The 26,544-nt window shown below is 71.0% G+C and carries 24 protein-coding genes; 9 read left to right on the plus strand and 15 right to left on the minus strand.

Annotation, left to right across the window (positions count from 1 at the left end; genetic code table 11):
* Positions 1-14: 14 nt before the first annotated feature.
* Entirely contained in the window at positions 15-1,433 is a 1,419-nt protein-coding gene (locus tag ACWC09_RS38825) for a HEAT repeat domain-containing protein (RefSeq protein ID WP_450855756.1), read from the minus strand.
* 300 nt (positions 1,434-1,733) lie between these two features.
* Positions 1,734-2,126, minus strand: a complete 393-nt coding sequence (locus ACWC09_RS38830; RefSeq protein ID WP_450855757.1) for an ankyrin repeat domain-containing protein — start codon at positions 2,124-2,126, stop codon at positions 1,734-1,736.
* Positions 2,127-2,386: 260 nt separating this feature from the next.
* On the opposite strand from ACWC09_RS38830, the gene ACWC09_RS38835 reads away from it, so the two are divergent.
* Both ACWC09_RS38835 and ACWC09_RS38840 read left to right on the plus strand, forming a co-directional pair.
* The gene (locus tag ACWC09_RS38835) at positions 2,387-2,581 is read left to right on the plus strand and encodes a hypothetical protein (protein WP_450855758.1); all 195 of its coding nucleotides are present in this window, start codon (positions 2,387-2,389) and stop codon (positions 2,579-2,581) included.
* 40 nt (positions 2,582-2,621) lie between these two features.
* Positions 2,622-4,199, plus strand: a complete 1,578-nt coding sequence (locus tag ACWC09_RS38840; RefSeq protein WP_450855759.1) for a hypothetical protein — start codon at positions 2,622-2,624, stop codon at positions 4,197-4,199.
* Positions 4,200-4,274: 75 nt separating this feature from the next.
* Here the strand turns inward: ACWC09_RS38840 and ACWC09_RS38845 are convergent, their stop codons facing one another.
* Positions 4,275-5,774, minus strand: coding sequence for an SCO1417 family MocR-like transcription factor (locus ACWC09_RS38845; protein WP_450855760.1), 1,500 nt, complete (start codon positions 5,772-5,774; stop codon positions 4,275-4,277).
* Between the two features lie 99 nt (positions 5,775-5,873).
* On the opposite strand from ACWC09_RS38845, the gene yczE reads away from it, so the two are divergent.
* The 4 genes from yczE to ACWC09_RS38865 all read left to right on the plus strand — a co-directional run bounded on the left by yczE (position 5,874) and on the right by ACWC09_RS38865 (position 9,335).
* The gene (gene yczE / locus ACWC09_RS38850; protein WP_450855761.1) at positions 5,874-6,527 is read left to right on the plus strand and encodes a membrane protein YczE; all 654 of its coding nucleotides are present in this window, start codon (positions 5,874-5,876) and stop codon (positions 6,525-6,527) included.
* A complete protein-coding gene (locus tag ACWC09_RS38855) occupies positions 6,524-7,300 on the plus strand; it encodes a glycerophosphodiester phosphodiesterase (protein WP_450855762.1) in 777 nt (258 codons plus the stop codon). Before yczE ends, ACWC09_RS38855 begins: the two co-directional genes overlap by 4 nt.
* A gap of 58 nt (positions 7,301-7,358) precedes the next feature.
* A complete protein-coding gene (locus tag ACWC09_RS38860) occupies positions 7,359-8,693 on the plus strand; it encodes an MFS transporter (RefSeq protein ID WP_450855763.1) in 1,335 nt (444 codons plus the stop codon).
* A gap of 267 nt (positions 8,694-8,960) precedes the next feature.
* Positions 8,961-9,335: an RNA polymerase-binding protein RbpA gene (locus tag ACWC09_RS38865; RefSeq protein WP_010046329.1), complete on the plus strand. Its 375-nt coding sequence runs from the start codon at positions 8,961-8,963 to the stop codon at positions 9,333-9,335.
* Positions 9,336-9,438: 103 nt separating this feature from the next.
* On the opposite strand, the gene fxsA is transcribed toward ACWC09_RS38865, so the two are convergent.
* The 4 genes from fxsA to ACWC09_RS38885 all read right to left on the minus strand — a co-directional run bounded on the left by fxsA (position 9,439) and on the right by ACWC09_RS38885 (position 13,521).
* Positions 9,439-9,999 carry an FxsA family membrane protein gene (fxsA, locus tag ACWC09_RS38870; protein WP_450855764.1) on the minus strand — a complete coding sequence of 187 codons (561 nt, stop codon included), beginning with the start codon at positions 9,997-9,999 and terminating at the stop codon, positions 9,439-9,441.
* A 111-nt stretch (positions 10,000-10,110) separates the two neighbouring features.
* Positions 10,111-10,905, minus strand: coding sequence for a polyprenol monophosphomannose synthase (locus ACWC09_RS38875; RefSeq protein ID WP_450855765.1), 795 nt, complete (start codon positions 10,903-10,905; stop codon positions 10,111-10,113).
* Positions 10,906-11,435: 530 nt separating this feature from the next.
* A complete protein-coding gene (locus tag ACWC09_RS38880; RefSeq protein WP_450855766.1) occupies positions 11,436-13,034 on the minus strand; it encodes an amidohydrolase in 1,599 nt (532 codons plus the stop codon).
* Between the two features lie 46 nt (positions 13,035-13,080).
* The gene (locus ACWC09_RS38885; RefSeq protein ID WP_020138156.1) at positions 13,081-13,521 is read right to left on the minus strand and encodes an Lrp/AsnC family transcriptional regulator; all 441 of its coding nucleotides are present in this window, start codon (positions 13,519-13,521) and stop codon (positions 13,081-13,083) included.
* A gap of 269 nt (positions 13,522-13,790) precedes the next feature.
* Between ACWC09_RS38885 and ACWC09_RS38890 the strand changes: the two genes are divergently transcribed.
* A complete protein-coding gene (locus ACWC09_RS38890; RefSeq protein WP_450855767.1) occupies positions 13,791-14,222 on the plus strand; it encodes a hypothetical protein in 432 nt (143 codons plus the stop codon).
* 10 nt (positions 14,223-14,232) lie between these two features.
* Here the strand turns inward: ACWC09_RS38890 and ACWC09_RS38895 are convergent, their stop codons facing one another.
* The 6 genes from ACWC09_RS38895 to ACWC09_RS38920 form a co-directional block, all read right to left on the minus strand.
* Positions 14,233-15,330: a phosphotransferase family protein gene (locus ACWC09_RS38895; RefSeq protein WP_450855768.1), complete on the minus strand. Its 1,098-nt coding sequence runs from the start codon at positions 15,328-15,330 to the stop codon at positions 14,233-14,235.
* 13 nt (positions 15,331-15,343) lie between these two features.
* On the minus strand, positions 15,344-16,444 hold the full coding sequence (locus ACWC09_RS38900; RefSeq protein ID WP_450855769.1) for a hypothetical protein: 1,101 nt from the start codon (positions 16,442-16,444) through the stop codon (positions 15,344-15,346).
* Positions 16,445-16,763: 319 nt separating this feature from the next.
* Entirely contained in the window at positions 16,764-17,936 is a 1,173-nt protein-coding gene (locus tag ACWC09_RS38905; protein WP_450855770.1) for an acyl-CoA dehydrogenase family protein, read from the minus strand.
* Between the two features lie 484 nt (positions 17,937-18,420).
* Entirely contained in the window at positions 18,421-19,080 is a 660-nt protein-coding gene (locus ACWC09_RS38910) for a TetR/AcrR family transcriptional regulator (RefSeq protein WP_450855771.1), read from the minus strand.
* 124 nt (positions 19,081-19,204) lie between these two features.
* Positions 19,205-19,345: an SCO1431 family membrane protein gene (locus ACWC09_RS38915; protein ID WP_450855772.1), complete on the minus strand. Its 141-nt coding sequence runs from the start codon at positions 19,343-19,345 to the stop codon at positions 19,205-19,207.
* Between the two features lie 144 nt (positions 19,346-19,489).
* Positions 19,490-20,842: a peptidase C39 family protein gene (locus ACWC09_RS38920; protein WP_450855773.1), complete on the minus strand. Its 1,353-nt coding sequence runs from the start codon at positions 20,840-20,842 to the stop codon at positions 19,490-19,492.
* Positions 20,843-21,105: 263 nt separating this feature from the next.
* Here ACWC09_RS38920 and ACWC09_RS38925 point away from each other — a divergent pair, with 263 nt between their 5' ends.
* Positions 21,106-21,726, plus strand: a complete 621-nt coding sequence (locus tag ACWC09_RS38925) for a uridine kinase family protein (RefSeq protein WP_450855790.1) — start codon at positions 21,106-21,108, stop codon at positions 21,724-21,726.
* Positions 21,727-22,154: 428 nt separating this feature from the next.
* On the plus strand, positions 22,155-24,014 hold the full coding sequence (locus tag ACWC09_RS38930; RefSeq protein WP_450855774.1) for an AAA family ATPase: 1,860 nt from the start codon (positions 22,155-22,157) through the stop codon (positions 24,012-24,014).
* Positions 24,015-24,121: 107 nt separating this feature from the next.
* On the opposite strand, the gene ACWC09_RS38935 is transcribed toward ACWC09_RS38930, so the two are convergent.
* Both ACWC09_RS38935 and ACWC09_RS38940 read right to left on the minus strand, forming a co-directional pair.
* Entirely contained in the window at positions 24,122-25,207 is a 1,086-nt protein-coding gene (locus ACWC09_RS38935; protein WP_450855775.1) for a hemolysin family protein, read from the minus strand.
* Positions 25,204-26,529 (minus strand): hemolysin family protein, encoded by a 1,326-nt coding sequence (locus ACWC09_RS38940; RefSeq protein WP_450855776.1) that lies wholly within the window; start codon positions 26,527-26,529, stop codon positions 25,204-25,206. The genes ACWC09_RS38935 and ACWC09_RS38940 overlap by 4 nt, the downstream gene beginning before the upstream one ends.
* Positions 26,530-26,544 lie beyond the last annotated feature (15 nt).

Raw genomic sequence — 26,544 nt, forward strand, 5'->3', positions numbered from 1 at the left:
CCGTCCCGGCGGCGTCACACAGCGGGTCCCTCGGGCGCGATGCGACTTCGTACGGCGGTCTGCACCTCGGCCTCCTCGGCCGGGTCGGCGGCGAGGCGGCGGAGCTGTTCCACGACCCGGGCGTCGCCGGTCTCGGCGTGCCGGGCGGCGATCTCGCGGGTGGTCTCCTCGCAGTCCCAGAGGCACTCGACGGCGAAGCCCGACGGGAAGGAGGGATCGGTGGCGGCGAGGGCGCGGGCGGCGCGGCCGCGGAGGTGCGAGGAGGCGGTCTCGCGGTAGATGTGGCGCAGGACGGGGGCGGCACAGGCGATGCCCAGCCGGCCGGTGCCGTCGACGAGGGTCCACAGCGTCGGGGCGTCGGGGCCTTCGCCCCGTACCGCTTCGCGGAGTGCGCCCAGGACGAGGTCCTTGTCCTCGACTCCGCCCCGGCAGGCGAGCATGCGGCCGGCGGCGGCGCCGAGGGGGTCGGGGCGGTGGCCCCAGCCGCGCGCCCGGTCGACGGCGGCGATGCTGCGCATCCGTTCGAAGGCGTCTACGGCGGCCTCCACGACGACCGGTGTGCCGGTGGTCACGGCGGCCTCGATCAGATCGAGGGCGTCGGGATCATTGCTGTCGGCGAGATAGCGCAGGGCGGTGCAGCGGGCTCCGTCGCTGCCGTCCAGGGCGGCGCGGACGATCTCGGGCCGGTTCTCGGGGCCGGCCACGGCGACCAGGCAGCGGGCGGCGGGCACATGCAGGGCCGCGCCCCGCTCGATGCCCTGCTGGGCCCACTCGAAGACCGCCTGCACGCTCCACCCCGGACGGGGCCCGGTTGGTCGCATCTGGCGTTGCCAGCGGTCGAAGCAGCCGGTCTCCTGGGCGGCACGCACGCGCGTGGCGATCGATTCGCGCGGATCCTCGGCCCACAGCCGCCAGGGCCGGGGCTCGAAGGCATCGCGCACGACGGCGGCCAGTTCGGCCTCGCCCTCGGCGTCGGTGGCGAAACGGGCCAGCACCGGGGCCGCCAGGGACCGTAGACCCGCGTCGTCGTCACGCAGCGCCAGCTCGTCCAGGGCCCAGGCCCAGTTCGAGCCGGAGGCGGCGTACCTGCGCAGCAGTGCGAGCGCGTCCAGCCTCCCGTACGAGGCGAGGTGGCCGAGGACGGCGAGGGCCAGGCCCGTGCGTGACTCCTCGGTGTCGAAGGCGTCCTCGACGTCGAAGAGGTGCGCCTCGATCTCGTCGAGCTCGCCGTTCAGGTCGATGTAGAGACGGGCGTAGTAGAGCGAGCGGTTCTCCACCTGCCAGTCGTGGCGGGGATCGCGCAGCACACAGTGGTTCAGGGCCGCGAGCGCTTCGGCTCGCGGGGCGGTGAGCGCGTGCAGTGTGCCGTCGCCGCGGCCCCGCTGGAGCAGGCCGAGCAGCGTGCCGCTGGGCGCTATGACCGGTTCGAACATGGGAAACAGCCTCACATCAAGCGTCGACGCAACCGGGATTCTTGCTTCACCTGGCCGCGTGACAACACGTCGGGGCGCCCGCCGTTTCCTGCTTGCTGTAGACCATTTTCCTCTGCCTCTCGTCATTGGCCCATGCGGGCCGCATCACGGCCCGCGCGGTGCGGCAACACCTGCCCAGCCATCGCGTCCGTGAATCACGACGTCATGATGACTCGGCACTTCGACCTGCCGCGACCGAAATTTCGGCGGCCCTGTACCGCCTCCCCCGTTTTCTCTGTTTTCGCTGGTCAGAACATCGGTTCAGTGTGCGCCGAACAAATCGAGCAGTTCTGTCTTGTCGAACATGCGTGCGGTGTCGACGGCCGAAGGGGTGCCCGCGGACGGGTCCGCGCCCCCCTCCAGCAGAGCTTTGATGACGTCCGCCTCACCCTTGAAGACGGCCCCGGCGAGCGGGGTCTGCCCCCGGTCGTTGATCTCGTCGGCGGCGGCGCCCCGGGCGAGCAGTTCACGCACCGCGTCCGCGTGCCCGTGGTACGCGGCGAGCATCACGAGCGAGTCGCCCCGGTCGTTGGTGAGGTTGGCCGGAACACCCGCGTCGACGTACGCCACGAGAGCCTCGGTCCGCCCCTGCCGGGCCAGATCGAAGATCTTGGTCGCCAGCTCCACGACCTCGGGGTCGGGGGCTTCAGTCATCGGCCGGACCGCCTCTCATACAACCGTTCAGGTGAATCGCCAGGGTACTGGGTGCCGCGCCACATGACCCGATGCGCCAGAGGTAAAGATCACCACAGACCCGGTCGGACGCAAGCGCCCTGCCCATCCGGCCCCACACGGCTCGACCACTTGAGGGAAATCCACCGAAATTCACCCAGTTGCACCTTTTATCGTATGGATACATCCTGTGATCCTGGAAGTACTCATGGTGACTGTCCCCGCGAACCAGGAGATCCCAAATGATCCTGTCCATCTCAGGCGTGGTCCTGCTCGGCATCGTCGTCTTCCTCTTCTTCCGCAAGGACGGCCTGAAGGCGTCGCACGCCATGGTGTCGGCCCTGTTCGGCTTCTACCTGGCGAGCACGGCGATCGCGCCGAGCATCAAGGCAGGCGGCGAGAGCCTGGCCAGCCTCCTCGGCGGCATCAAGTTCTGACGCCGCCCGTCCCGTCCGTACGCACCACCAGGAGACAGCAGTGGCTCGCCGCCCCCTACCCCGCATCCTGAGCACAGGCAGCGCGCAGATCGCCCGGAGCCGGGAGCTGGCCCGGACGGCGGCCGACAGCGCCACCGACGTTCTCCATCCGCTGATCACGATCACGCGCGGTCTGCGCCGGCTGGCGGCGGCCGGGCGGCGCAGATGGGCCGAGACCCCCAAGGACAAGCGCGGACCGCTGCTGTTCCTGGTGGCGTCGGTGATCCTGGTCGTGGCACTGGTGCCGTACGGCCCGCTGCTCGCCGCCATCCTCCTGATGGCGGCGGCGGCCTGGCAGGGCCGCGATCGCAAGCCATCGACGCCCGAAGGCCCCGACGAGTCGCAGACGCAGCGGCTCAAGTCGCTCTACGAGGCCCTGGTCCCGTACTTCTCGACCCCCGAGGACCCCGCGCCCCTCTACGCCCACGGCGGCGAGTGGGAGCAGGCCTTCCCCGCATACGAGTTCGACGAGACGGGTCGCGCAACCCAGCTCGTGATCCGCTACCCCGCGTACTTCCCGGACGGAGAGGCCGAGGCCCGGGCCCGGATCGAGCAGCTGCTGCACGCCAAGTCGGGCCGCGGCCGCGAGTACCACTTCGCCTGGGACGAGGAGGCCAACCAGCTCACCGTCACGGTGCTGTCCCCGCTGCCCACCGACATCGCCGCCCAGCGTTTCGTCACGGCGCCCGGCGAGACCGTCCTCGGCTTCACCGACCCCACCCAGGTCCAGCGCACGCTCCCGCTCACCTACGGCGAGGAGCAGCGCGACGTCCCTCCGGTCGTCTGGCGCACCGGCATCCGCTCCACCGAGCCGCACCTGCTGGTCATGGGCCAGCCGGGCAGCGGCACCTCGACGCTGCTGCGCTCGATCGCCCTCCAGGCGCTCCAGTACGGCGACGTCGTGATCGTCGAGGGCGGCGGCACCGGCGAGTACGCGTGCCTGACCGGCCGGGACGGCGTCCTCGCCGTCGAGTGCGGGCTGGCCGGGGCGACGGCCAGCCTGGAGTGGGCGGCCACCGAGACGGAGCGTCGGCTCATCGCGGCCAACCGGGCCCGCCAGGCCGGCCACCCGACGCCGGACGACACCAGGCGGCCCCTGTGGATCCTCCTGGACCGCCCCAGCGCCTTCTCCCACCTCGCCGCGGCCGACGGCCGCAAGGACCCACAGGCCCTGCTCCAGGTCCCCCTCCGGCACGGGCGCGCGGCCAACGTCACGGTGGTGGTGGCCGAGCAGTTCGACAGCGCGGACGCCCTGAGTGATCCGGTACGGCAGCACACACGCGCGCGTGTCGTACTCGGACCCGCGACGGGCGAGCAGTTGAGGGCGGTACTGGGGGCGCCGCCGAACTCGACGCCGGTGGCCCAGGTGCCGCCGGGGCGGGGATATGCGCGGCTCGGCGCGGGGCCGGTGCACCGGCTTCAGGTGCCGGCGACGCCGGATCCGTATGACGACGCGACGAGCGAGTCGGACCGGCAGGCGGTGCTGGCGTTGCTGCCGCCGCGGACCAGGCCGGCCGATGCGGAGGGGGTCGAGGCGGAGCCGGTGCCTGCGGAGGCTGTTGTGGCCGAGAGTTCGTAAGTACCGGAGCCGGGAGCCGCCCCAGCGGCACGACTGCCCGCGGCCACGCGGCTACGCGGCTACGCGGCTACGCGGCTACGCCACAAACGTCCGCGGCGACTCCCCGCCCCCCGACGCCCCCGTCTCCACCAGCTTCGCCGCCGCCGCCAACCTCACCGCGGCCTCGTCGGCCACGGCGCCCGCCACGGTGAACGGCAAGCGCACATACCCCTCGAAGGCGCCGTCCACCCCGAACCGCGGCCCGGACGGCACCCGTACCCCGACCCGCTCCCCCACCTCCGCGAGCCGCGACCCGGACAGACCGCCGGTCCGCACCCACAGCGTCAGCCCACCGCGGGGCACGTCGAACTCCCACTCCGGCAGCTCCCGCCGTACCGCGGCGACCAGCGCGTCCCGGTTCTCCCTGGCCTGTCCGCGCCGCAGTTCCACGGCCTGTTCCCAACCGCCCGTGTTGAACAGCCAGTTCACGGCGAGCTGCTCCAACACCGGCGTACCCAGGTCGGCGTAGGCGCGCGCCGCGACCAGGCTGCGGATCACGTCCGGTGCCGCGCGCACCCAGCCGATCCGCATCCCGGCCCAGAAGGCCTTGCTCGCCGATCCGACCGTGATGACGATGGACCCCGCCGGGTCGAAGGCGCACACCGGCCGCGGCATCGACACGCCCTCGTCCAGCCACAGCTCGCTCATCGTCTCGTCCGCGATCAGCACCGTCCCCGCCGACCGGGCCGCCTCCACGAGTTGCCGCCGCTGGTCCTCGCCCACGAGCGCGCCGGTCGGGTTGTGGAAGTCGGCGACGATGTAGGCAATCCGGGGGGCCGCGTCGCGGAGCACCTGGCGCCAGCGGTCCAGGTCCCAGCCGGTCAGTCCCTCCGCCATCGCGACCGGGACGAGTCGCGCTCCGGCCTCCCGCATCAGCTGCAGGATGTTGGCGTACGACGGCGACTCGACGGCGACGCGCTCGCCGCGGCCCGCGAAGAGGTGACAGATGGCGTCGATCGCGCCCATCGCGCCCGTGGTCACCATGATCTGCTCGGGCATCGTCGGAATGCCGCGCGCCGTGTAGCGGTCGGCGATCATCGCGCGGAGGGCGGGGAGCCCGGCCGGGTAGTCGCCGTGCGTATGGGCATACGGCGGCAGTTCCTCCAGGGCGCCCTGGACGGCACGGGTCAGCCAGGGCTCGGGCGCGGGGAGCGCCGCGGTGCCCAGGTCGATCATCGAGCCCAGAGCCTCCGGCGGGAGGGGTTCCAGCCCGCGCGCGGGGAGTGGGTTTCCGGCCGGCACGGCCGTCCAGCTGCCGGCGCCGCGCCGGGACTCCAGGAATCCCTCGGCGCGCAGCGCCTCGTAGGCCGCCGCGACCGTCGTACGGCTGACGGACAGGGCGAGGGCCAGCTCGCGCTCGGCGGGGAGCCGGGCGGCGACCGGGACGCGGCCCTCCAGGACCAGCAGGCGGATGCCGTCGGCCAGAGCGCGGTACGCCGGTGGGCGGCGCGTGCCGGGGCCCGCGGGGCGGTCCTGCTGGGACTTGAGCAGCCGGGCGAGCTGCGCGGCGCCCATCGCTGAGGTCCACTGCGCCATGGAAATCAGTCCACCTTCCCCGAATTGGCCATGGATGACATTTCCACTCAGGTCCCAGGGTGGCATGCACCAGGCCACTACGACCACAGGGGGTATCCCTTGCCCACGAAGGACCGTCTCGGGCGGCGCTTGATCCAGCTCTACGTCGGACTCGTGCTGTACGGGGCGAGCTCCGCGCTCCTCGTGGAGTCGGGCCTCGGACTCGAGCCCTGGGGCGTGCTGCACCAGGGCCTCGCCAAGCTCACCGGCCTCACGATCGGCGTGGTGTCGATCTTCGTGGGCGCGGCGGTACTGCTCCTGTGGATCCCGCTCCGCCAGCGCCCCGGCCTCGGCACCGTCTCCAATGTCTTCGTCGTGGGCATCGCCATGGACGGCACCCTCGACCTCGTCCCCGACCCGCACTCCCTGGCCGCACGCATCCCCCTCCTTCTGGCCGGCATCCTGCTCAACGGCGTGGCGACCGGCCTCTACATCTCGGCCCGCTTCGGACCCGGCCCGCGCGACGGCCTGATGACCGGACTGCACCGCCGTACCGGCCGCTCGATCCGTCTGATGCGTACGGCGATCGAGATCGCGGTCGTCGCGACCGGATTCGCGCTCGGCGGCACCGTCGGCATCGGCACGGTGCTCTACGCGATGTCGATCGGCCCGCTCGCCCAGCTGTTCCTGCGGTTGTTCGACGTCCCGTCGGCATCCGGTGGCAGCACGGTCGTTGCCGAAGGGCAACCGCGGGAGGCCATACTGCGACCGTGACCTCGCGGATACGCCACCCCTATCTCGACCATCCCGGCCCCATCGCCTTCGCCCACCGGGGCGGGGCCGCGGACGGTCTGGAGAACACCGTGCTGCAGTTCCGGCGGGCGGTCGAGACGGGCTACCGGTACATCGAGACCGATGTGCACACCACGGCGGACGGCAAGCTGGTCGCCTTCCACGACGCGACGCTGGACCGGGTGACGGACGGCGCGGGGCGCATAGCGGATCTGCCGTGGAAGGACGTCAGCCACGCGCGCGTGGCGGGCAAGGAACCGGTGCCGCTCTTCGAGGAGCTGCTGGAGACCTTCCCCGAGGTGCGCTGGAACGTCGATCTCAAGGCGGAGGCCTCGCTCCACCCCTTCCTGGAGCTCGTCGAGCGCACGGGCGCCTGGGACCGGCTCTGCGTCGGCTCCTTCTCCGAGGCGCGGGTGATCCGCGCCCAGCGTCTGGCCGGGCCGCGCCTGGCGACGTCGTACGGCACCCGGGGAGTGCTCAACCTGCGGCTGCGCTCCTGGGGCGTGCCGGCGGCCCTGCGCCGCTCCGCGGTCGCGGCCCAGGTGCCCGAGGCCCAGTCCGGCATCCAGGTCGTCGACCACCGCTTCGTGCGCGCCGCACACGCGCGTGGGCTGCACGTGCACGTGTGGACCATCAATGAGGCCGATCGCATGCACCGGCTCCTGGACCTGGGCGTCGATGGCATCATGACCGATCACATCGACACGTTGCGCAAGGTCATGGAGGACCGCGGCGTCTGGGTGCCTCACCCCTGACACTCCCGCCCCACCGCCCCCTTGGCACGGCACCTTCGGCGGGGAAGCGAGGGCACGGGTGAGCACCGACACCGTGCGGGCCAAGGCCCACGACCTGCGGCGCGAGCAGCGCGGCTGGTACTTCTACGACTGGGCCTGTTCCGTCTACTCGACGAGCGTGCTCACCGTGTTCCTGGGCCCCTATCTGACGGCCGTCGCCAAGTCGGCCGCGGACCCGGGCGGGTTCGTGCATCCGCTGGGCATCCCGGTGCGGGCCGGGTCGTTCTTCGCGTACTGCGTCTCCGCGTCCGTGATCGTGTCGATCGTGGTGATGCCCCTGGTGGGCGCGGCGGCCGACCGCACGGGGCGGAAGAAGCCGCTGCTGGCCGTCTGCGCCTACGTGGGGGCCACGGCCACGACCGGTCTGTTCTTCCTCTCCGGGGACCGCTATCTGCTGGGCGGCCTGCTGCTGATCGTCGCCAACGCGTCCGTGGCCGTCTCGATGGTCGTCTACAACTCCTACCTGCCGCAGATCGCCGGACCCGAGGACCGCGACCGGGTCTCCTCGCGCGGCTGGGCCTTCGGCTACGCGGCCGGTTCGTCGATGCTGATCGTGAACCTGGTCCTGTTCACGGCGCACGACTCCTTCGGCGTCTCCGAGTCGATGGCGGTCCGCATCTGTCTGGCCTCCGCGGGCCTGTGGTGGGGCGCCTTCACGCTCGTACCGCTGAAGCGGCTGCGCGACCGCCGTACGTCGAACACGGCGCCCGCGGTCCACGGCTGGCGGCAACTGGCGGCCACCGTCCGGGACATGCGGGGCAAACCGCTCACCCTGGCCTTCCTGCTCGCCTACCTCATCTACAACGACGGCATCCAGACGGTGATCTCGCAGGCGTCGGTGTACGGATCCGAGGAGCTGGGGCTGAGCCAGTCCACGCTCATCACGGCTGTGCTGATGGTCCAGGTGCTGGCGGTGGCAGGAGCGCTGGGGATGGGGCGGCTGGCGCGGACGTACGGGGCGAAGCACACCATTCTCGGGTCGCTGGTGGCGTGGACCGTGACCCTGGCGGCCGGGTACTTCCTGCCGGCCGGGCGGCCCGTGTGGTTCTTCGTGCTCGCGGCCGGGATCGGGTTGGTGCTCGGCGGCAGCCAGGCCCTGTCCCGTTCCCTGTTCTCCCATCTCGTGCCGCCCGGCAAAGAGGCCGAGTACTTCTCGGCGTACGAGATGAGCGACCGGGGTATGAGCTGGCTCGGGCCGCTTCTGTTCGGGATCACCTACCAGCTGACCGGAAGTTATCGGGACGCGATCATCTCGCTCGTGGCGTTCTTCGTCATCGGATTCGCGCTGCTCGCACGGGTTCCGGTGGGCCGGGCGATCCGCGACGCGGGCAATCCGGTTCCGGAGAGGATTTAGCGCTCGCGGCGAAAGGGCTGTAGTGTACGCGTTTGGCCTGCCAGGCGTACCGTTACTGCGCGTCAAAGATGACGAAACGCTGGGTTACATCTGCTAGCAGATGTGACAAACCGGGCGAGGGTGGGTACAACAAGGGGCGGCTACGACGGCGACGCATGACCCGGAACGGGACACGGAACGGGAATCTTTACCGCCGACCGGACGTTGACCGGATGACGACGACAGCGACACCTGTCCTGTGGGCGACAAGCCCGGGAGGCACGATTCATGAGTGAGCGAGCTCTTCGCGGCACGCGCCTCGTGGTGACCAGCTACGAGACGGACCGCGGCATCGACCTGGCCCCGCGCCAGGCCGTGGAGTACGCATGCGAGAAGGGGCACCGCTTCGAGATGCCCTTCTCGGTCGAGGCGGAGATCCCGCCGGAGTGGGAGTGCAAGGTCTGCGGGGCCCAGGCACTCCTCGTTGACGGCGACGGCCCTGAGGAAAAGAAGGCCAAGCCCGCGCGTACCCATTGGGACATGCTGATGGAACGGCGCACCCGAGAGGAACTCGAAGAGGTCCTCGAGGAGCGCCTGGCGGTTCTGCGTTCGGGCGCGATGAACATCGCGATCCATCCGCGGGACAGCCGCAAGTCGGCCTAGTCCTTGCCTGGGTAGGGCAGACACCAACGCACGCAAGTGACGGCGGGCGTCTACGTGGATTCACGTAGACGCCCGCCGTCGTATGTCCTTGTCCGCGCCGCGCTCACCGCGTCAGCGGCGGGCGCGGGTCCTGCGGGGCGTCACCGCCCGGCTCGTCGTTCCGGATGACCTCGCCCTGGACGACCTTGCCGTCGGGGCGGTGGATACGGGCCTGCTGGAAGGCATCGCCGAAGCCGCCCGGGGTGGCCTCGCGCAGCTTGCGGTCGAGGGTGCGCTCGGTGAACCGGCTCAGCGCCTTCTGGACCGGGGGGATCAGCAGAAGCAGGCCCACCGCGTCCGAGATCAGACCGGGGATCATCAGGAGCAGGCCGCCGAGCATCAGCAGGCCGTTGCCCCCGCCGTTCTGCGGGGTGCCGCCGCGCTGCAGCGCCTCGTTGAGGTTCTGGAAGGCACGGCGACCGGCCTTCTTGATCACTCCGGCGCCGAGCACGAACCCGGCGAGCAGCAGCAGGAACACCACGAACCCGCTCGACGCGCCGGCGACCACGGTCAGCAGCCAGATCTCCAGCACCAGCCAGGCCGCGACGCCGAGCGGCAGGAAGGTCCGCAGCCGGGAGCGCCGGGGCCGGGCGGGGTAGGTGGGGGTCGGTGCACCAGTCGTCATGCATCCAGTGTGCCTGGGCACGGCTCAGAGCGGGATAAGCGAAAGATCAACCGGGCCTGTGAAGCCGTGGGAAACCGCTGAAGCCGTGCCGGAACCCGGTGTTCGCGGCCGTCAGGCCTTCTTGCCGCGGCCCGTCAGCTTGCCGACCCGCTCCCTGGCGCCCCACGCCGTGACCCGCCACAGGGCTTCCACGAGGATGTCCCGGCTCATCTTGGAGTCGCCGAGTTCGCGCTCGACGAAGGTGATGGGGACCTCGACGACGTGGAAGCCGGCCTTGACCGCGCGGCGGGCGAGGTCGACCTGGAAGCAGTAGCCCTGGGAGGCGACCTGGTCGAGGCCGAGGCCTTCGAGGGTCTCGCGGCGGAAGGCGCGGTAGCCGCCGGTGATGTCCCGCAGCGGGAGGTCGAGGGCGAGGCGGGAGTAGAGGCTGCCGCCGCGAGAGATGAACTCACGGCTCTTGGGCCAGTTCACCACCCGGCCGCCGGGCACCCAGCGGGAGCCGAGCACCAGGTCCGCGCTCTTGAGGGCGGTCAGCAGACGGGGCAGTTCCTCGGGCTGGTGGGAGCCGTCGGCGTCCATCTCGACCAGGACGCCGTACCCGTTCTCCATTCCCCAGCGGAAGCCCGCGAGGTAGGCGGCGCCGAGGCCCTCCTTGCCCTTGCGGTGCAGGACCTGGACATGGTCGTCCTCGGCGGCCAGCTCGTCGGCCAGCTTGCCGGTGCCGTCGGGGCTGTTGTCGTCGGCCACGAGGACGTGCGCCTCGGGGACGGCCGTGCGCACCCGGCCGACGATCTTCTTGATGTTCTCCGCCTCGTTGTAGGTCGGAATGATCACCAAGGCCGTGCCGAGCGGGCCGAACTGCCGACCTCGGTCCGATGCCGCGGGGGTCCCGTCGCCGTCGTTCACTTCTGCCCCTTCATGTCCGTACTCAGGCGTCCACCATAGTGGCCGCGGCCTGCGATGACGGTCCAGGACGTTCGTATGGTGGTGTCGATTCCGCAAGAGCGGGGTAAGAGCACCTGTTTCGGCCGTGTGCTGCGGATGGGGGCCCGGCGCCCTTCGGGCCGACCTGGGACCCGCTGGCTGCGGGTCGACCGAAAGCCGTTGTCTACTGAGCGACCGGGCCCCACCCGGGTCACACCTCCCCTACCGGCCGGAACGTCCCTCGCCGCGGCGCGGGCGCTGAGCCTGGCTCCCAGTGGCGGTGCCCGGTGCGGCACACCGTCCCTGACCCAGCGGCGCCGCGGGCGAGTGCGCGGAAGTTCCCCGGTCGGGCGTCCGGTGGTGGACTCGCCGAACCTACCGGCCTCCTGCCTCCGCCTGTCAACAGCCGTTCGACCTGCGCATCTTCCGGCAAAGCCCTGGTCAGCGGGGCGGATACGCAGGTCGCGCGACGGGGTGTCGCACCACGATCGGGGGTGCGCCACCCCGGGAGATCACTCGCCCGGCCGTACGAACACGGTCCGGCCGCCCACCACGGTGCGCAGGCAGACGGGCAGGTCACGGCCCGGAGTGAGGTCGGGCAGACCGGGGGTGCCGGAGCGGGGATCGGTGGACCAGCGGGCCACCCGGTCGTCGGGTGCCTGGACGACGAGTTCGTCGGTGCGCCAGACGGCGTAGTCGGCGGGGGCGCCGGGCACCAGGACGCCTGCGTCGTCGCGGCCGATGGCCCGCCAGCCGCCTCGGGTGTGGGCGGTGAAGGCGGCGCGTACGGAGACCCGGTGTTCCGGTGTGCGATGGAAGGCGGCGGCGCGGACGGTGCCCCACGGGTCGAGGGGCGTGACCGGGCTGTCGGAGCCGAAGGCGAGCGGGACGCCGGCCCGCAGCAGGGCGGCGAAGGGGTTCAGGGAGCGAGCGCGCTCCGCACCGAGGCGCTGGGCGTACATGCCCTCCTCGCCGCCCCACAGCGCGTCGAAGGCAGGCTGCACGGACGCCGTCAGGCCCAGCTCGGCGAAGGCGGCGATGGTCTCGGGGGTGAGCATCTCGGCGTGCTCGACGCGGTGGCGGGCGGCGCGGACGCGGGCCAGCCCGACCTTCTCGGCGGCGACACGGACGCCCTCGACGACCGTGGCCACGGCGGCATCGCCGATCGCATGGAAGCCCGCCTGGAGGCCGGCCTCGATGCAGGCGACGACATGGGCGGCCACGGCGGCCGCGTCCAGGTAGCCGGTGCCGGTGTGGTCGGCGTCGGCGTACGGCTGGTGCAGACAGGCGGTGTGGGAGCCGAGGGCCCCGTCGACGAACAGATCCCCCGCGGCACCGACCGCGCCGAGCTCCCGCGCCTTCTCGACGTCCTGCTCGGCCCAGTAGCCGACCACACGCGGCCCGGCCTCCTCCGCCGCGAGCCGCAGCAACCCGCCGAAGTCGTCCTCGGAGGAGATCTCCGGTCCCGCGCACTCGTGGACCGACCCGATGCCGAGGGAGGCGGCATGGGCGAGGGCGGTGCGCTGGGCCTCGGTGCGCTGGGCCGGGGTCGCGGCTGCGAACGCGGCGGCGCGCACGGCATGGTGGGCGGCGGCGGTCAGCGGGCCGTCCACCCGACCCAGCTCGGTCAGGTCGAGCAGGCCGGTGCTGACGACCGCCGAGTGGACGTCGATACGGCTCAGATAGAGCGGGCGACCACCGGTGGCCTCGTCCAGCTCGACACGCGTCGGCGGCCGCCCACCGGCCCAGCGGGCCGCGTCCCAGCCGTGCCCGAGCAGAACACGATCATCGGGCCGAGCTGCGGCGAACTCCCGTACGGCCACCAGGGCCGCCTCCAGGGAAGGCGCTGCGGACAGGTCGAGGCCGGTGAGCGCGAGCCCGGTCGAGGTGATGTGCACATGGGCATCGGTGAACGCCGGAGTGACCAGCGCCCCCTCCAGATCGACCACCTCGTCGACCCCGTCCGCAAAGGCATCAGCAGCACCCTCGGACCCGACCCAGGCCACCTGCCCCCGCTCGACGACCATTGCGGTGGCGAAGGGGTCGGCGGGACTGTGGACTTCGCCGCGACGGAGGAGGACGGTGGCCGGTTCGGGGGTGCGCTCACTCATGGGGAACAGTCTCGCGTGTCACCGGGACCGTCCGGTACGCAGGTCCTCAGATCCGCGGCGGCCTGGCCTCGTACGGAGTCGAGAGAACCACCGTCGTTCGCGTCGAGACCCCCGCCAACGTCCGCAGCCGGGCCAACAACTCCTCCAGCTCGTGCGGCGTGGCCACCCGCACCTTGAGGATGTAGTTCTCGTCGCCCGCCACACTGTGGCACGCCTCGATCTCCGGCACCCCCGCCAACCGCTCCGCGATGTCGTCCGGCGCACTGGGATCGAACGGTTTGACCGAGATGAACGCGGTCATGGGCAGCCCGACCGCCTCGGGGTCGACGACCGCCGCGTAGCCGCGGATGACGCCCCGCTGTTCCAGCCGACGCACCCGCTGGTGCACGGCCGACGTGGACAGGCCCGTGGCCTTGCCCAGGTCGGTGTAGCTCATCCGCCCGTCCTTGACGAGCAGCTGAACGATTTGTCGGTCGAGCTCCTCCATGGCGCAAGAACCTACAGTGCGCTTGATCTCCTCGGATACCTCAGCGGCCCAGGTCATGCCCGGTTCGTGATGTGGACGAGAGCAGCCTGTGAGCCGACCGAGGGAAAAATCGTCCGCCACGGGCACCTGCACACGGCATGTGACGAACACCACACCCAGGGAGACGTCTCCGTGATGCTCTCGTGATTACCCGCGAGACCGGGCGGGAAGTGCTTGCTGTGGTCGAGGCCGCAGCGCCTTCACGGCCCCAGCCCAAGGGGGAGTTATCCATGCAGAGTCTTAAGCGCCCTGGTCGTACCGCGCCCAAGCGGCTCCAGGCTGTCGTCGAACCCGAGCCGGAGGGCGTCGAACCCGACGACTTCGACGACGAGCTCGACGCGTACGACACCTTCGAGATGTACCGGGTGATCTGCCCGGACTGCGCGCAGCCCATCGCCCTGCTGGCGGACGAGGAGGTTCTGCCGGAGCACGCGCTGTGTGCCTCGCCGTGGAACCCGTTCGGCCTCACAGTGTGCGCCGGTACGGGCCGCCGGGCCGCCGACGCCCGCTCCGCGGACAAGTCGACCGAGCCCCAGGAGCAGGACACCGCCCTTCTGTTGACGCTCCCTCAGGGGCTCGACTGGCGGACGCAGCCGTTCTCGCACGTCGGCGGCCCTGGCTCGCGCCCGATGCGCGTGCCGGTGATGCGCCGGGCCGCCTGAGCCGCCTCGCTCAATCCCAGTAGCTGCCCTGCACCATGGCTCGCAGGCTGCCGTGGTGCAGGATCAGGGTGTCCGGGTCCGCCGGGACGGCCACCTCACCGAAGTGCACCTGCCGGTAGGCGACACGCAGCATCACGATCGCGTGCCGCAGCGCGGCGTACAGCGTGTGGAAGTCCATGTCGCGCGGTGTGTGGCCGGTGAGTTCGGCGTAGCGGGCCTCGACGCGGTCGCGGCGCAGGAAGTCCGGCAGTCCGTGCTGGCCGAAGGCGACCGTCAGGTCGTGGAAGAAGCGGTGCAGATAGACGGTCCAGCCGAGGTCGACCTCGCGCGGGGCCAGGGCCGCCATCTCCCAGTCCAGTACGGCGGCGGGCTCGAAGCCGTCGTAGACGACGTTCCCGATGCGCGCGTCACCCCAGTTGAGTACGGGTGCGCCCGGATCGCGCGGCCAGAGGTCCTCCAGCCGGTCGAACGCGGCCTCGATGAGCGGTGAGCGGGTGCGTCCGTCAACCACCCAGTCGTAGTAGGCACGTTGGGCGGTGACGTGGCGGCGCAGCGAGTCGCCGTCGCCCGGGAGGGCGAGAAACTCGGCCGCCTCCGGTGGCACTTGGTCGTGCAGCCTCGCCAACAGACCGACCGACGCCGCCTCCAGCCGCTCGCGCTCCGCGTCGCTCGCCGCGTGCAGCCAGTTGCCCTCGTAGGTGTACGGCATGACGTCCGGGGGGACGCGTCCCTCGACCCGCTCCATGACGAAGAACGGCGCCCCGAGCGGGCCCGGGTCCTTCTCCAGCCAGAGCACCTTCGGCACGGGCAGGTCGGTGTGCTCGGCGACGACACGCATCGTGCGGTACTGGCGCGGCATGTCGTAGACCGGGAAGACGGTGTACGCCGCCGGGTCCGCGGCGAGCCTCAACGCGCAGGCGCGGACCGGCGGTTCCGGGTGCTCGATGTCGAAGAGCAGGGTCTCGCTGGACATACCGTTGGACTCGGGGACGGTGACGCCGGTCGCCTTGGCGCCGGGGAGGCGGGTACCGAGCCAGGCGGTGAGGCGGCGGGCGATGTCCTCCGGATCGCGGGTGGTGGTGCGAGGGCGGGGTGCCGTGGCCGCCATGTCGTGAACCCCCCTATGGTGCGACCGACTTGAAGTCCGTGAACCCGCTCGGGTCGTGCCGCCCGAACGAGCCGTGCTCGAAGACGCCGTGGCCGGTCCGGCCGTCCAGGCGGAAGCGGGCCGCGTGGTCGGTGACGCCGTACGCGGCGAGAGGGTGCGCCTGCGTCAGGTCGTACGTCTGCCGGTCGGTCCAGCCCCTCCCCCGCCAGGTGCCGTGCTGCCAGTCGCCGGCGGGCGGGTAGCCGGCCCCGATCGCCAGCGGGGAGGAGGTGAGGATCTCGACCTCCAACTCCTGGGGTTTGCGAAGGTCGCCGAGGTGGATGAGGGCGCTCTCCGGGTGGCGGGTTCCCGAGCGGTACGTGATCTCGGGCTGGGGCCAGCCGAGTTGGCGGTCGCGGTGGCCGGGGCGGACGAGGGTCGCGTCGTTCAGGGTGCGGTAGCCGTCGGCGTCCTCCTGGACGATCACCATCAGGAACCGGTCCTCGAAGCGGACCGGACACCACAGCCAGTGGAACCCCTCGGTCGGCTGCTCCTCCGCGAACCGGCCGCCCTCCTCCCCCGGTATGGGCCGCACACCCCAGCTGCGGTCACGGGTCCCCGTCCACTCGGTGGCCGTGACCCGGAACTCCTCGCCGGCAGCCCGGATCACGCCCTCCACGCTCCCCGCCTGCACGAACCGGCGCCCTTCGAGGGTGAGCCGGTCGCCGCGGCGCTGGAGATGGTGCGGCTCCCACAGGGCCGGGAAGCCGGCGGTCCAGACGAGGTCGTACGACAGCGACTCGTCGTCGCAGCGCAGCCTCAGCCGGCGCAGCGGCTCCTCGACCTCGATCCTCAGCGGTCCGACGGCGAGCCGCATACGGTCCTCACCGAGCGCGTCCGAGGCCCGTACCGCGTGCAGGGTCTCCCCCATCCGCAGGGTCGCGTACGCGTCGATCACACCGACATTGGGATAGACCCCGAGGCCCAGGATGAGCAGGGCGCGTCCCTCGTGGTCGAGGACGTGGAAGATGCAGCGGTCGTAGGCGTTCCGGTCCCCGGTCGCCATGTGCTTCATGGACAGGGGGACCTGGTGCACGGGGTACTCGTCGAGCGGTACGGGGCGGTCGTCGGCCATGCCAAACCTCCCTGGAGAGAGTCTGGCTGACGGTACGTCAGACAACGGTGGCTGACCAGAGACGCCGACGAACTCACGGTCGATTCCGGGGATCGGTGACTTGTCCGGCCGCCTCCGCGTTGCCCTGGTATGACCCCCACGTACACGGCGGTCCGGCGCCGCTCCACGGGAACGGTTCCGTTGGCGCCGCCGCAACCCCAGGACCCACCGATCTACCGCGACCTGATGCGCGCCTGGGCCGACCGCGGCCGCACCCTGCCGGGGCGCCACGACCCGGAGTGGGTCCGGCTCGCGGCGCCGCAGGTCAGGCCGGGGCAGTTCAGCGGGTCTCCGGACCTGCCAGGTGACGGGCGATGACCATCCGCTGGATCTGGTTGGTGCCCTCGACGATCTGCAGGACCTTGGCCTCGCGCATATAGCGCTCGGCCGGGAAGTCGGCCGTGTAGCCGTACCCGCCGAGGACCTGGACCGCGTCGGTCGTCACCTTCATCGCGGTGTCGGTGCAGTACAGCTTGGCCATGGCCGCCTGTTTGGCGAACGGCCGCCCGGCGTCGCGCAGTCGGGCCGCCGTCAGGTACAGGGCACGCCCCGCCTCGATCTGGGTGGCCATGTCGGCGAGCATGAACCGCAGCCCCTGGAAGTCGGCGATGGGCCGCCCGAACTGCTGCCGCCCGGTGGCGTACGCGACCGCCTCGTCGAGCGCCGCCTGGGCCAGCCCGATCGCACAGGCCGCGATGCCGAGCCGCCCGGAGTCGAGCGAGGCCAGCGCGATCGCGAAGCCCTGGCCTTCCTCGCCGATGCGCCGCTCGTCGGAGACCCGCACCCCGTCGAAGTGGACCTGCGCGGTGGGCGAACCCTTCATGCCCATCTTCTTCTCGGGGACGGCACCGCTGAGGCCCTCGGCGTCACCGGAAACCAGGAAAGCGGTGATCCCGCGCGCGCCTTCCTCTCCCGTCCGCGCCATGACCGTGTAGAAGTCGGCGATCCCGCCGTGCGTGATCCAGGCCTTGGTGCCGGTGATCACCCAGTCGTCGCCGTCGCGCACGGCCTTCGTACGCAGGGAGGCGGCGTCGGAGCCGGAGGCCGGCTCGGAGAGGCAGTACGCGCCGAGCAGACCACCACCGAGCATGTCCGGCAGGTGCTCGACCTGCTGTTCCTTGCTGCCGTAGGCGGCGAGCGCAAAGGAGGCGAGGGTGTGGACGCTGACGCCGAGGCCGACCGTGAGGCGCGCCGCGGCCAGCTCCTCCAGGACCTGGAGATAGACCTCGTACGGCTGGTCGCCGCCGCCGTATTCGGAGTCGTACGGCAGTCCGAGCAGTCCCGACTCCGAGAGCAGTGTGAAGACCTCGCGCGGGAAGCGCCCGGCGTCCTCCTCCGCGGCCGCCTTCGGGGCGATCTCGCGCTGGGCGATATCACGGACGAGCGAGATCAGCTCTCGGGCCTCGTCCGTGGGCAGTTGACGGTCCACCGGCTGCGGGGCGCGGTCGGGCATGGCGACGCTCTCCTCCCTGTGTAGGGCACATCGGCCGACGTGCGCCTTGGGTGGGGGCGGCTCCGCCGGGTCTTGCTCCGATGCCCAGCCGACGCTCGCTCTCCCGGGTCTCGGAAGCTGCTGACCAGCGGCTGTGCGCTGTGAGTATGCCCGATCGGAGGCATCTCGTCACCAGTTAACGACCGCTTACTTCAAGAATACCTCGACTACTCAGCGTGTCCGATCCCTGACGGAAAGCGACCCGTGACGGACGGCCCCCTCTGCCGCCGGCCTGGTGCAATCGACCTGGGAGCCTTTGACGGCGCGAACCGGTTCATCCGGGGACACGGTCGTGGTGGGCGCCGATCGGACTGGGGTCACCGGGGCCTCCCGGTGTGGGGCACGTCACCGGTCCCGCGCCCATCCGGGCGGACCATCGGGACGGTCAACTGACGGCGGCGGTACGGTGGTTGGGGCGGGGGCGCGGGAGCCTCCACCCCTCGTCTCAGGCGTCGCGGCGCGCGGGACCGGGGGCCGTGTAGTCGGGGTCGAGTTCCTCGATGGCGCGCAGGGTGCCGCCGAGCGTCTTGACCAGGAGTTCGCGCATCTGGTCGCGGGAGAGCCGCGGCCGGTCGATCCAGTCGAGGGTGGCGCCCTCCACGCTGCACACCCAGCCGAACAGGCCCATGCGGGCGAGCGACGATATGTCCGTACGGCCGTACGCGCCTTCGGCGATGGTCGCCACGATCGCCTCGCGCACCCCGTCCCGCACGGCGTGCACCTCGGCGTCGAAGCCGACGCCGCCGCTGACGATCGTACGGAAGGCGGCCTGGTTGTGCTCGGCGTAGCGGAGGTAGCCCTCCATGGTGCGGTGGACCCGGTCCAGCTGCTCCAGTTCCACGCCGCTCGCCGCGAAGTTGACCAGGTCGGCGACCGAGTCATGGATGATCGCGAGGTAGTAGCCGCGCTTGGACTGGAAGTAGTAGTAGATCAGCCCCTTGGCGACATGAGCCTGCTTGGCGATGTCATCCATGGAGAGCGCGTCGTACGACGTGTCGGCGAACAACTTCCGCCCGATGGCGATGAGTTCGGCGCGGCGCGCCAGCGAGCGCTCCGTACCACGCGCACGCGGGCGGGCGGTGTCGCTCTGTTCGCTGATCTTCAATTTAGACCCTGGTCTCGGGCGGCGGTGGCGGGACATCCGCAGTATGTCAGAACAACAACGCCCACTCGTTCGACTCTGATCGACTAACGGAAGCCGAGGTGAAACCAGGTCGGCGTGCCTCGGATCACAGCAGGCCGAGCTGGGTGACGAGCATCGCGACGACCACGACGAGGGTCCACCCCATGACATGCTCGAAGATCTTCGGGCCGTCTTCCTTGGGGCCGCCGGTGCGGGTACGGGCGGCGGTGGCCGAGTGTGCGGTCATGGCGTCTCACTGAGGTCGGTGATGCGGTGGACTCCCCCTACAGTTCTGTCCACCTTGCCACCTTGAATGGCTTTTGCGGCAGAGACGTTGGTCACAGCGCAAAGGCCCCGGTTTTCCCGGGGCCTACGCGGGAGTGTGTGGGGGTCAGTGCACGCCGACCGCGGCCAGCGCCTTGCACTGGCGGGCGGTGAGACGCGCCGGGAAGTACAGGTAGCAGACACCGCCGGTGCCGGAGACGACCTTGCCACTGGCGTTGTACCGCTTGGTCCTGAGCCAGATGTTCTCGAACTCCCGGCGGATGTACACCCGTCGCACCGCCTCGTCGCTCGGCGAGAACGGGTCGTTGGCGATCACATCGCCGTCCGCCGTGAAGCCGATGACGGTCATCAGGTGCCCGGAGGTGCCGTAACCCGCCCCCGTCAGCTCCTCCTTGAGGAACGACTGGGACGTTATGGCCGGGATGCCGGCCGCGATCAGCGTCTCCAGATCGGTGAGCGAGCCGAGCCGGGTGACGATGCCCTGGAGGTCCTTGTACGTGGCGGCGTAGGCGGCGTTGAACGGCCAGTTGCCGCAGCCCTCGTACTGGTAGTCGTAGGTGAAGCGGGCCGCGTGGTCGACCTGTGGGTCGGCATAGCTCGGGTCCACCCAGGACAGCTGCTCGGGGGTGAGCCGGCCGCCCCAGTACTCGATGATCATCTGAGAGGAGGTGGGGCTGCACCAGGCCTCGCCGCCGTTGTCGTACTCGGGGTACTGCCCCTTGTGGATCTCCTGCGAGTAGCGCGGGACGATCAGCTCCTGGGCGAGGCCGGGTGTCGAGGCCGGGACCGTGAAGCGGTCGGGGATGTCCGAGCCCATCGCGCCGAGCCGCCACACGGTGGGGGTGAGCTTGATGCCGGGCTCGCGATAGAGGGTGAGACGGAGGCGGTACGACACCAGGCGCAGGCCGGTCGTCGCGTCGTCGATGGCGAAGGTGTCCGTCCAGATGGTGCTCTTGCCGTCGGTCTGGCCGTCGACCGAGGTCCGCTTGATGTCCTGGTCGCCGGCCGCCCAGCGGCCCATCACGTACCAGGGGGTCTCGGTGCCGTCGGAGTACGTGCCGTGCAGCTCGACCTGGAGCCAGGTGCCGGCCGGGGTGTGCGCGTTCCAGGAGGAGACGACCTCGGTGACGGGGACGCGGAGCTTGTGGACCGGGGAGGTCCAGGTCGCGTACTCCCAGCTCGCGGTCGTGCCGGTGTGCGGGTCCGTGTAGTCGGTGGTGCCGACCGGGGTGGCGATCACGACGCCGGGACGGACACCGGCGATGGCGCGGGTGCCCTGGGCGGTGCCGGAGCGCCAGTCGGGGTGCGAGGTCCAGGCGTGGTAGTCGACCGGGCGGGCCGGGTCCTCGGCGGAGTCCGCCGCATGGGCCACGCCCATGGAGACCGACGGGCCCACCACTGCTGCGGCGACCGCGGCGGCCAGGACGGTTCTACGGGACGGCTGTTCGGCTCTGCTCATGGGTGGAACGACCCCCAGGTGTCCGAGTATTGTGCGCCAACTATGGCCAAAGGCAGGGCGCCCTGCCAGCACTTCGGCCCTTGCCACGCCCATCAATATTGGTCTATACCACTGATGCGACCTGGCCCACCGGACCGCCTTGACAGGGGTACGGGTCGACCGTGGCCCCGACCGTCTGGCCTGCCTGGCAGGTAACCCTTTTCGAGGCCGATTAGACTGTTCCTGTCTCACACGCCCGCACCTTTCCCAGCCAAGGAACGGCCATTCACGACCTCGCCACTCGGCTCCGCCGGCTCCCACCGTCCTGTGGCCCGGTCCGCCTGATCGGCGTCGACGGGCACGCCGGCTCCGGAAAGTCCACGTTCGCCGGGGAGTTGGCTCGGGCGCTCGGCGACGCCCCGGTACTGCACCTCGACGACATCGCCAGCCACGACGAGCTGTTCGAGTGGACCGGCAGACTCCTGACCCAGGTGATCGAACCGTTCCGCCGCGGCGAGACCGCCCACTACACCCCCTACGACTGGCGAGCCCGCCGGTTCGGGTCGCCCCGCCCCCTCCCGCCCGCCCCCGTCGTCCTCGTCGAGGGCGTCGGCGCCGGCCGCCGCGCCCTGCGTCCGCACCTCGCCCGGCTGCTGTGGATGGAGTTGCCGAACGAGGACTCCTGGACGCGTGGGCGTCTGCGGGACGGAGAGGAACAGCGGGAGTTCTGGGCCGGGTGGGTCCAGGCGGAACGCCGGCACTTCACCGATGACCCCTCGCGGCCGTTCGCGGACCTCCTGGTACGACAGTGCGAGAAGGGATACGAGGTGCTCCCGGGGCCCGTGAACACACTTGGACCGGACCAGGATCTCACCGAGAGTGACGATCCATCCGCAATGTGCTGAACTCGTGAAGGAGCCTCCGTAGGAACCTCCCACAGGCGCCCAACTCCGCTTGACCCGGGGGCCATACAGGTCTTACGTTCTCAATGTGCGGCCTTCAAAGCCGCCCACACTCGCGAAGCCCCCGGTTGTTCCCCCGTGATCGGGGGCTTCGTTCTGCCCTCACCCCGTTTTCCGGACGCGGTGCGGCGCCTTTTGCTCACTCTCGGTCACCGTCCGATCCGGACCTCACCCGCCCTCACCTCGCCAAACGTCCTGTGCGGCACCCTTCGGCAGGCGACACCCCCGCAGGTACGATGCCCTCGGTGCGACCTACGGACGACGGCTGCGCGCACCGCAACTCCGGTCCGCGGCACGGCGGTTCGATCAAGGCGGCCGACGGGTGACCGCCCGTGGGCCAACCGACGGGGGCACGGTTTGTGGGGGACGTGATGGACTTCGGCACGCAGGGCCCCGAGGCCCCGGCCGACCTCGCCTGGCTGCGAGGTGTGGATGCCTACACGATGGGCGCCTATCCGCAGGCGGAGGAGGAGTTCCGGGCCGCGGTCCGGATGGATCCCGGGATGGCCGACGGCTGGCTCGGGCTGCACGCGCTGCGCGTCGACACGACGACCGCGCTGCTGCGGATGTTCCGGCACCGGGACCGCTTCGGGGAACAGCGCGCCCGGCACCGCCGGGCCCTCAACTCCTGGTACTGGCTCGGCTGGTGGGTGCAGCCGGTGCTGGAGAGCCCCCGCGACCTGCTGCTCGCGCACGCCTCCCACTGGCTCGACGGCCGCCACGTCCCGGAACTCGACCGGGCCCTCGCCGGCCTCCCACCCGTGGACACCGACCACCAGGTCCGCTTCCTGCACGCCTGCCGCGCCTATCTGGTCAAGGACTGGGAGCAGCTGGTCCGCCACACCGACCCGCTGATCGACGACCCACTGCTGGGCATCGAGGCGGGCCTGTTCGGCGGGATGGCGCGGGTCCGCCTGGAGATGTACGGCCAGGCCGAACCGCTCCTGTCCGCCGCACTGATGCGCTGTCGCAGCGAACAGCCGCAGCGCAAGGAGCTGCGGTACTGGCTGGCGCGGGCCCACGAGGGCACCGGCCGCTCGGCCGCCGCGCTTCCCCTCTACCGGGCCGTGCACCGCGTCGACCCCGCCTTCATGGACACCTCGGCCCGGCTCGCCGCGATCGCCGAGGGCGACGGCTACGACGACGCGACCGACCTCGCGGCGATCGCCCTCGCCGGCACCCAGGACGTCCTGGAGGGCCCGGACGCCCTCGACCCGCTCTTCGGCGCCGAAGGGCGGGACCTGAGGTACCCCGAGCCGGATCTTCCGCCGGTCGGCCCGCTGCCGTCGGCGATCGACCCGCTCGTCCGCGAGAAGACCGTCACCGGCTCACCGCTGCCCGCCGGTCCCACCGACCCCGCACTACTCGAGGAGGCGCTCGCCGAGCTCGAGCGCATGGTGGGCCTGGAGCCGGTGAAGCGCCAGGTGAAGGCGCTGTCCGCCCAGTTGAACATGGCGAGGCTGCGGACCGGTCAGGGACTGCCGGTCCAGCCCCCCAAACGCCACTTCGTCTTCTCCGGCCCCTCCGGCACCGGCAAGACCACGGTCGCCCGCATCCTGGGCCGCGTCTTCTACGCCCTCGGCCTCCTCGGCGGCGACCACCTGGTCGAGGCCCAGCGCGCCGATCTGGTGGGCGAGTACCTGGGCCAGACGGCCGTCAAGGCCAACGAACTGATCGACTCCGCGATCGGTGGCGTGCTCTTCGTCGACGAGGCGTACTCGCTCTCCAACTCCGGTTACGGCAAGGGGGATGCGTATGGCGACGAGGCGTTGCAGGTCCTGCTGAAGCGGGCCGAGGACAACCGGGACCACCTGGTGGTCATCCTGGCCGGCTACCCCGAGGGCATGGACCGCCTCCTCGCCGCCAACCCCGGCCTGTCGTCCCGCTTCACCACCCGCGTCGACTTCCCCTCCTACCGCCCGCTCGAACTCACCTCCATCGGCGAGGTGTTGGCGGGCGAGAACGGGGACGTGTGGGACGAGGAGGCCCTCGACGAACTGCGGTCCATCGCCGGGCACGTGGTGGACCAGGGATGGATCGACGAGCTGGGCAACGGACGGTTCCTGCGGACGCTGTACGAGAAGAGCTGCGCGTATCGGGATCTGCGGTTGTCGACGTACCCCGGGATGTTGTCGCGGGACGACTTGTCGACGTTGCGGTTGCCGGATCTGATGCAGGCGTACGGGGAGGTGCTGTCGGGGCGGGGGCCGCAGGATCCGTCCGCGATGTGACGTCCCAAGCGGCGGTGTGACGTTCTCGAACCGGACGGGCCGCCCCGGGCGGCCCGTCCGGGGCGGCCCGTCCGGGGCGGACAACAACCGCAGTCCGCCCCCGTACTTCAGCCCGCGAGCGCCTGCTCCGGCTCCCCGCTCCCCCTGGGCTCCGTCACCTTCACCTCCGGCACCTCTCGATGGGCCGGGTCCGTGACCTCACCCACCAACAACTCCAGCACGTCCTCCAGCGCCACCAGCCCCAGCACCTTGCCCGACCCGTCGGCCACCTGGGCCAGGTGGGTCGCGGCCCGGCGCATCACCGTGAGGGCGTCGTCGAGCGGCAGGTCAGACCTCAGGGTCGTCATCGGGTGCCAGAGCTGCTGGGGTACGGCCCGCTGGGAGTCCTCCAGGTCGAGTACGTCCTTCACGTGCAGATAGCCCATGAAGGCGCCGTTCTCGGCTGCGACCGGGAAGCGGGAGTAGCCGGTGCGGGCGGTGAGCTCGACGATGCGGCCCGGCGTGACCGACGGGCTGACCGTCACCAGGGACTCGCGCTTCAGGAGCACGTCCGTCACCGGACGGGAGCCCAGCTCCAGGGCGTCCTCCAGACGTTCCTGCTCCTCCGGGTCGAGCAGACCGGCCTGGCCGGAGTCCTCCACCAGCCGGTTGAGCTGCTCGCTGGTGAAGACCGCCTCGACCTCGTCCTTCGGCTCGACCCGGAAGAGCCGCAGGATCCCCTGGGCGACGGCGCCGAGCGCGATGGTGATCGGCTTGCAGACACGGGCGAAGGCGACCAGGCCCGGGGCGAGCCACACCGCGGCCTTCTCCGGTGCGGCCATCGCCAGGTTCTTCGGCACCATCTCACCGATGACCAGGTGGAAGAAGACCACCGCGGCGAGCGCGATGACGTAACCCAGCGGGTGGATCACGCCGTCCGGCAGATGGATCCACTCGAACACCGGTTCAAGCAGGTGTGCCACCGTCGGCTCGGCGACCGCGCCCAGCGTCAACGAGCAGACGGTGATACCGAACTGGGCCGCGGCCATCATCTGCGGAAGCCGCTCGAGGCCGTACAACACCTGGCGGGCCCGGGCCGTGCCCAATGGCTCGATCTGGCTTCGGCGGACCGACACGAGCGCGAACTCCGCGCCGACGAAGAACCCGTTGGCGAGCACGAGCAGCGCGGCGAAGAGGAGCTGGAGCACGCTCATCGGGCGACCTCCACGACCGGCCCGGTCCGGACCAGCCGCACGCGCTCGGCACGGTAGTGGCCCACCCGGCGCACGGTCAGCCGCCAGCCGGGCAGTTCGGCCTTGTCGCCGGCGGCCGGGATGCGGCCGAGCAGGTCGGCGACCAGACCCGCGACGGTCTCGTACGGGCCCTCGGGCACGTCAAGGCCTATCCGCTGCAGGATGTCGACGCGGCAGCTGCCGTCGGCGTCCCAGGCGGGCCTGCCGTCCTCGGGCGGGGCGGCGGCGAGTTCCGGCACGTCCTGGCCGTCGTGCTCGTCGCGGACCTCGCCGACGATCTCCTCGACGATGTCCTCCAGGGTGACCACGCCCGCCGTGCCGCCGTACTCGTCGACGACGACCGCGATGGGCTGCTCGCTGCGCAGCTGGGCCAGCAGGGGCTGGACCGGCAGGGTCTCCGGGACCAGCAGCGCCGGGCGGGCGATACGGAGGACCGGGGTGCGCAGACGGTCGTGTGCGGGGACCGCCAGCGCGTCCTTGAGGTGGACCATGCCGACGACCTCGTCGATCTTCTCCTTGTAGACGGGGAAGCGGGACAGGCCGGTGGCGCGGGTCAGGTTGACCACGTCCTCGGCGGTCGCCGACGACTGCAGCGCGCTGACCTTCACGCGCGGGGTCATGACGTGCTGCGCGGTCAGCTCGGCGAGCGACAGGGTCCGTACGAAGAGGTCGGCCGTGTCCTGTTCCAGGGCGCCGGCCTGTGCGGAGTGCCGGGCCAGGGAGACCAGCTCGCCGGGGGTGCGGGCGGAGGCCAGCTCATCGGCGGGCTCGACGCCCAGGGCGCGGACGAGGCGGTTGGCGACCGTGTTCAGCGCGGCGATGACCGGGCGGAACAGGCGCGCGAAGGCGTGCTGCGGGCCGGCGACGAAACGCGCGACCTGCATGGGCTTGGACACCGCCCAGTTCTTGGGCACGAGTTCGCCGATCACCATCTGCACGGCCGAAGCCAGCAGCATGCCGACGACCACCGCGACGCCGGAGACCGCCCCCTCGGGGATGCCGACGGCCTTGAACGGGCCGTGCAGCAGCTCCGCGAGCGCCGGTTCGGCGAGCATGCCGACGACGAGGGAGGTGATGGTGATGCCGAGCTGGGTGCCGGAGAGCTGGAAGGAGAGTTCCTTCAGCGACTCCGCGACCCTGCGGGCTCGTTTGTCGCCCTCGGCCGCGGCCTTCTCGGCGTCCGTGGACTCGACCGTGACCAGGCCGAACTCCGCGGCGACGAAGAAGCCGTTGGCGAGGATCAGCAGGAGGGCCGCTCCGAGGAGCAGCAGGGGGGTGGTCATGATGCCGCCGCCTCG

Source organism: Streptomyces sp. NPDC001617, assembly GCF_053596855.1.

What these genes read in the sequence shown, in the direction of transcription:
- ACWC09_RS38935 (WP_450855775.1), bottom strand. Translation starts at nt 25,207, where the DNA reads ATGAGCGTGCTCCAGCTCCTCTTCGCCGCGCTGCTCGTGCTCGCCAAC.
- ACWC09_RS38885 (WP_020138156.1), bottom strand. Translation starts at nt 13,521, where the DNA reads ATGGAGGAGCTCGACCGACAAATCGTTCAGCTGCTCGTCAAGGACGGG.
- ACWC09_RS38880 (WP_450855766.1), bottom strand. Translation starts at nt 13,034, where the DNA reads ATGAGTGAGCGCACCCCCGAACCGGCCACCGTCCTCCTCCGTCGCGGC.
- ACWC09_RS38835 (WP_450855758.1), top strand. Translation starts at nt 2,387, where the DNA reads ATGATCCTGTCCATCTCAGGCGTGGTCCTGCTCGGCATCGTCGTCTTC.
- ACWC09_RS38920 (WP_450855773.1), bottom strand. Translation starts at nt 20,842, where the DNA reads ATGAGCAGAGCCGAACAGCCGTCCCGTAGAACCGTCCTGGCCGCCGCG.
- ACWC09_RS38890 (WP_450855767.1), top strand. Translation starts at nt 13,791, where the DNA reads ATGCAGAGTCTTAAGCGCCCTGGTCGTACCGCGCCCAAGCGGCTCCAG.
- ACWC09_RS38845 (WP_450855760.1), bottom strand. Translation starts at nt 5,774, where the DNA reads ATGGCGCAGTGGACCTCAGCGATGGGCGCCGCGCAGCTCGCCCGGCTG.
- ACWC09_RS38930 (WP_450855774.1), top strand. Translation starts at nt 22,155, where the DNA reads ATGGACTTCGGCACGCAGGGCCCCGAGGCCCCGGCCGACCTCGCCTGG.
- fxsA (WP_450855764.1), bottom strand. Translation starts at nt 9,999, where the DNA reads ATGACGACTGGTGCACCGACCCCCACCTACCCCGCCCGGCCCCGGCGC.
- ACWC09_RS38905 (WP_450855770.1), bottom strand. Translation starts at nt 17,936, where the DNA reads ATGCCCGACCGCGCCCCGCAGCCGGTGGACCGTCAACTGCCCACGGAC.
- ACWC09_RS38940 (WP_450855776.1), bottom strand. Translation starts at nt 26,529, where the DNA reads ATGACCACCCCCCTGCTGCTCCTCGGAGCGGCCCTCCTGCTGATCCTC.
- ACWC09_RS38825 (WP_450855756.1), bottom strand. Translation starts at nt 1,433, where the DNA reads ATGTTCGAACCGGTCATAGCGCCCAGCGGCACGCTGCTCGGCCTGCTC.
- ACWC09_RS38830 (WP_450855757.1), bottom strand. Translation starts at nt 2,126, where the DNA reads ATGACTGAAGCCCCCGACCCCGAGGTCGTGGAGCTGGCGACCAAGATC.
- ACWC09_RS38895 (WP_450855768.1), bottom strand. Translation starts at nt 15,330, where the DNA reads ATGGCGGCCACGGCACCCCGCCCTCGCACCACCACCCGCGATCCGGAG.
- ACWC09_RS38900 (WP_450855769.1), bottom strand. Translation starts at nt 16,444, where the DNA reads ATGGCCGACGACCGCCCCGTACCGCTCGACGAGTACCCCGTGCACCAG.
- ACWC09_RS38915 (WP_450855772.1), bottom strand. Translation starts at nt 19,345, where the DNA reads ATGACCGCACACTCGGCCACCGCCGCCCGTACCCGCACCGGCGGCCCC.
- ACWC09_RS38865 (WP_010046329.1), top strand. Translation starts at nt 8,961, where the DNA reads ATGAGTGAGCGAGCTCTTCGCGGCACGCGCCTCGTGGTGACCAGCTAC.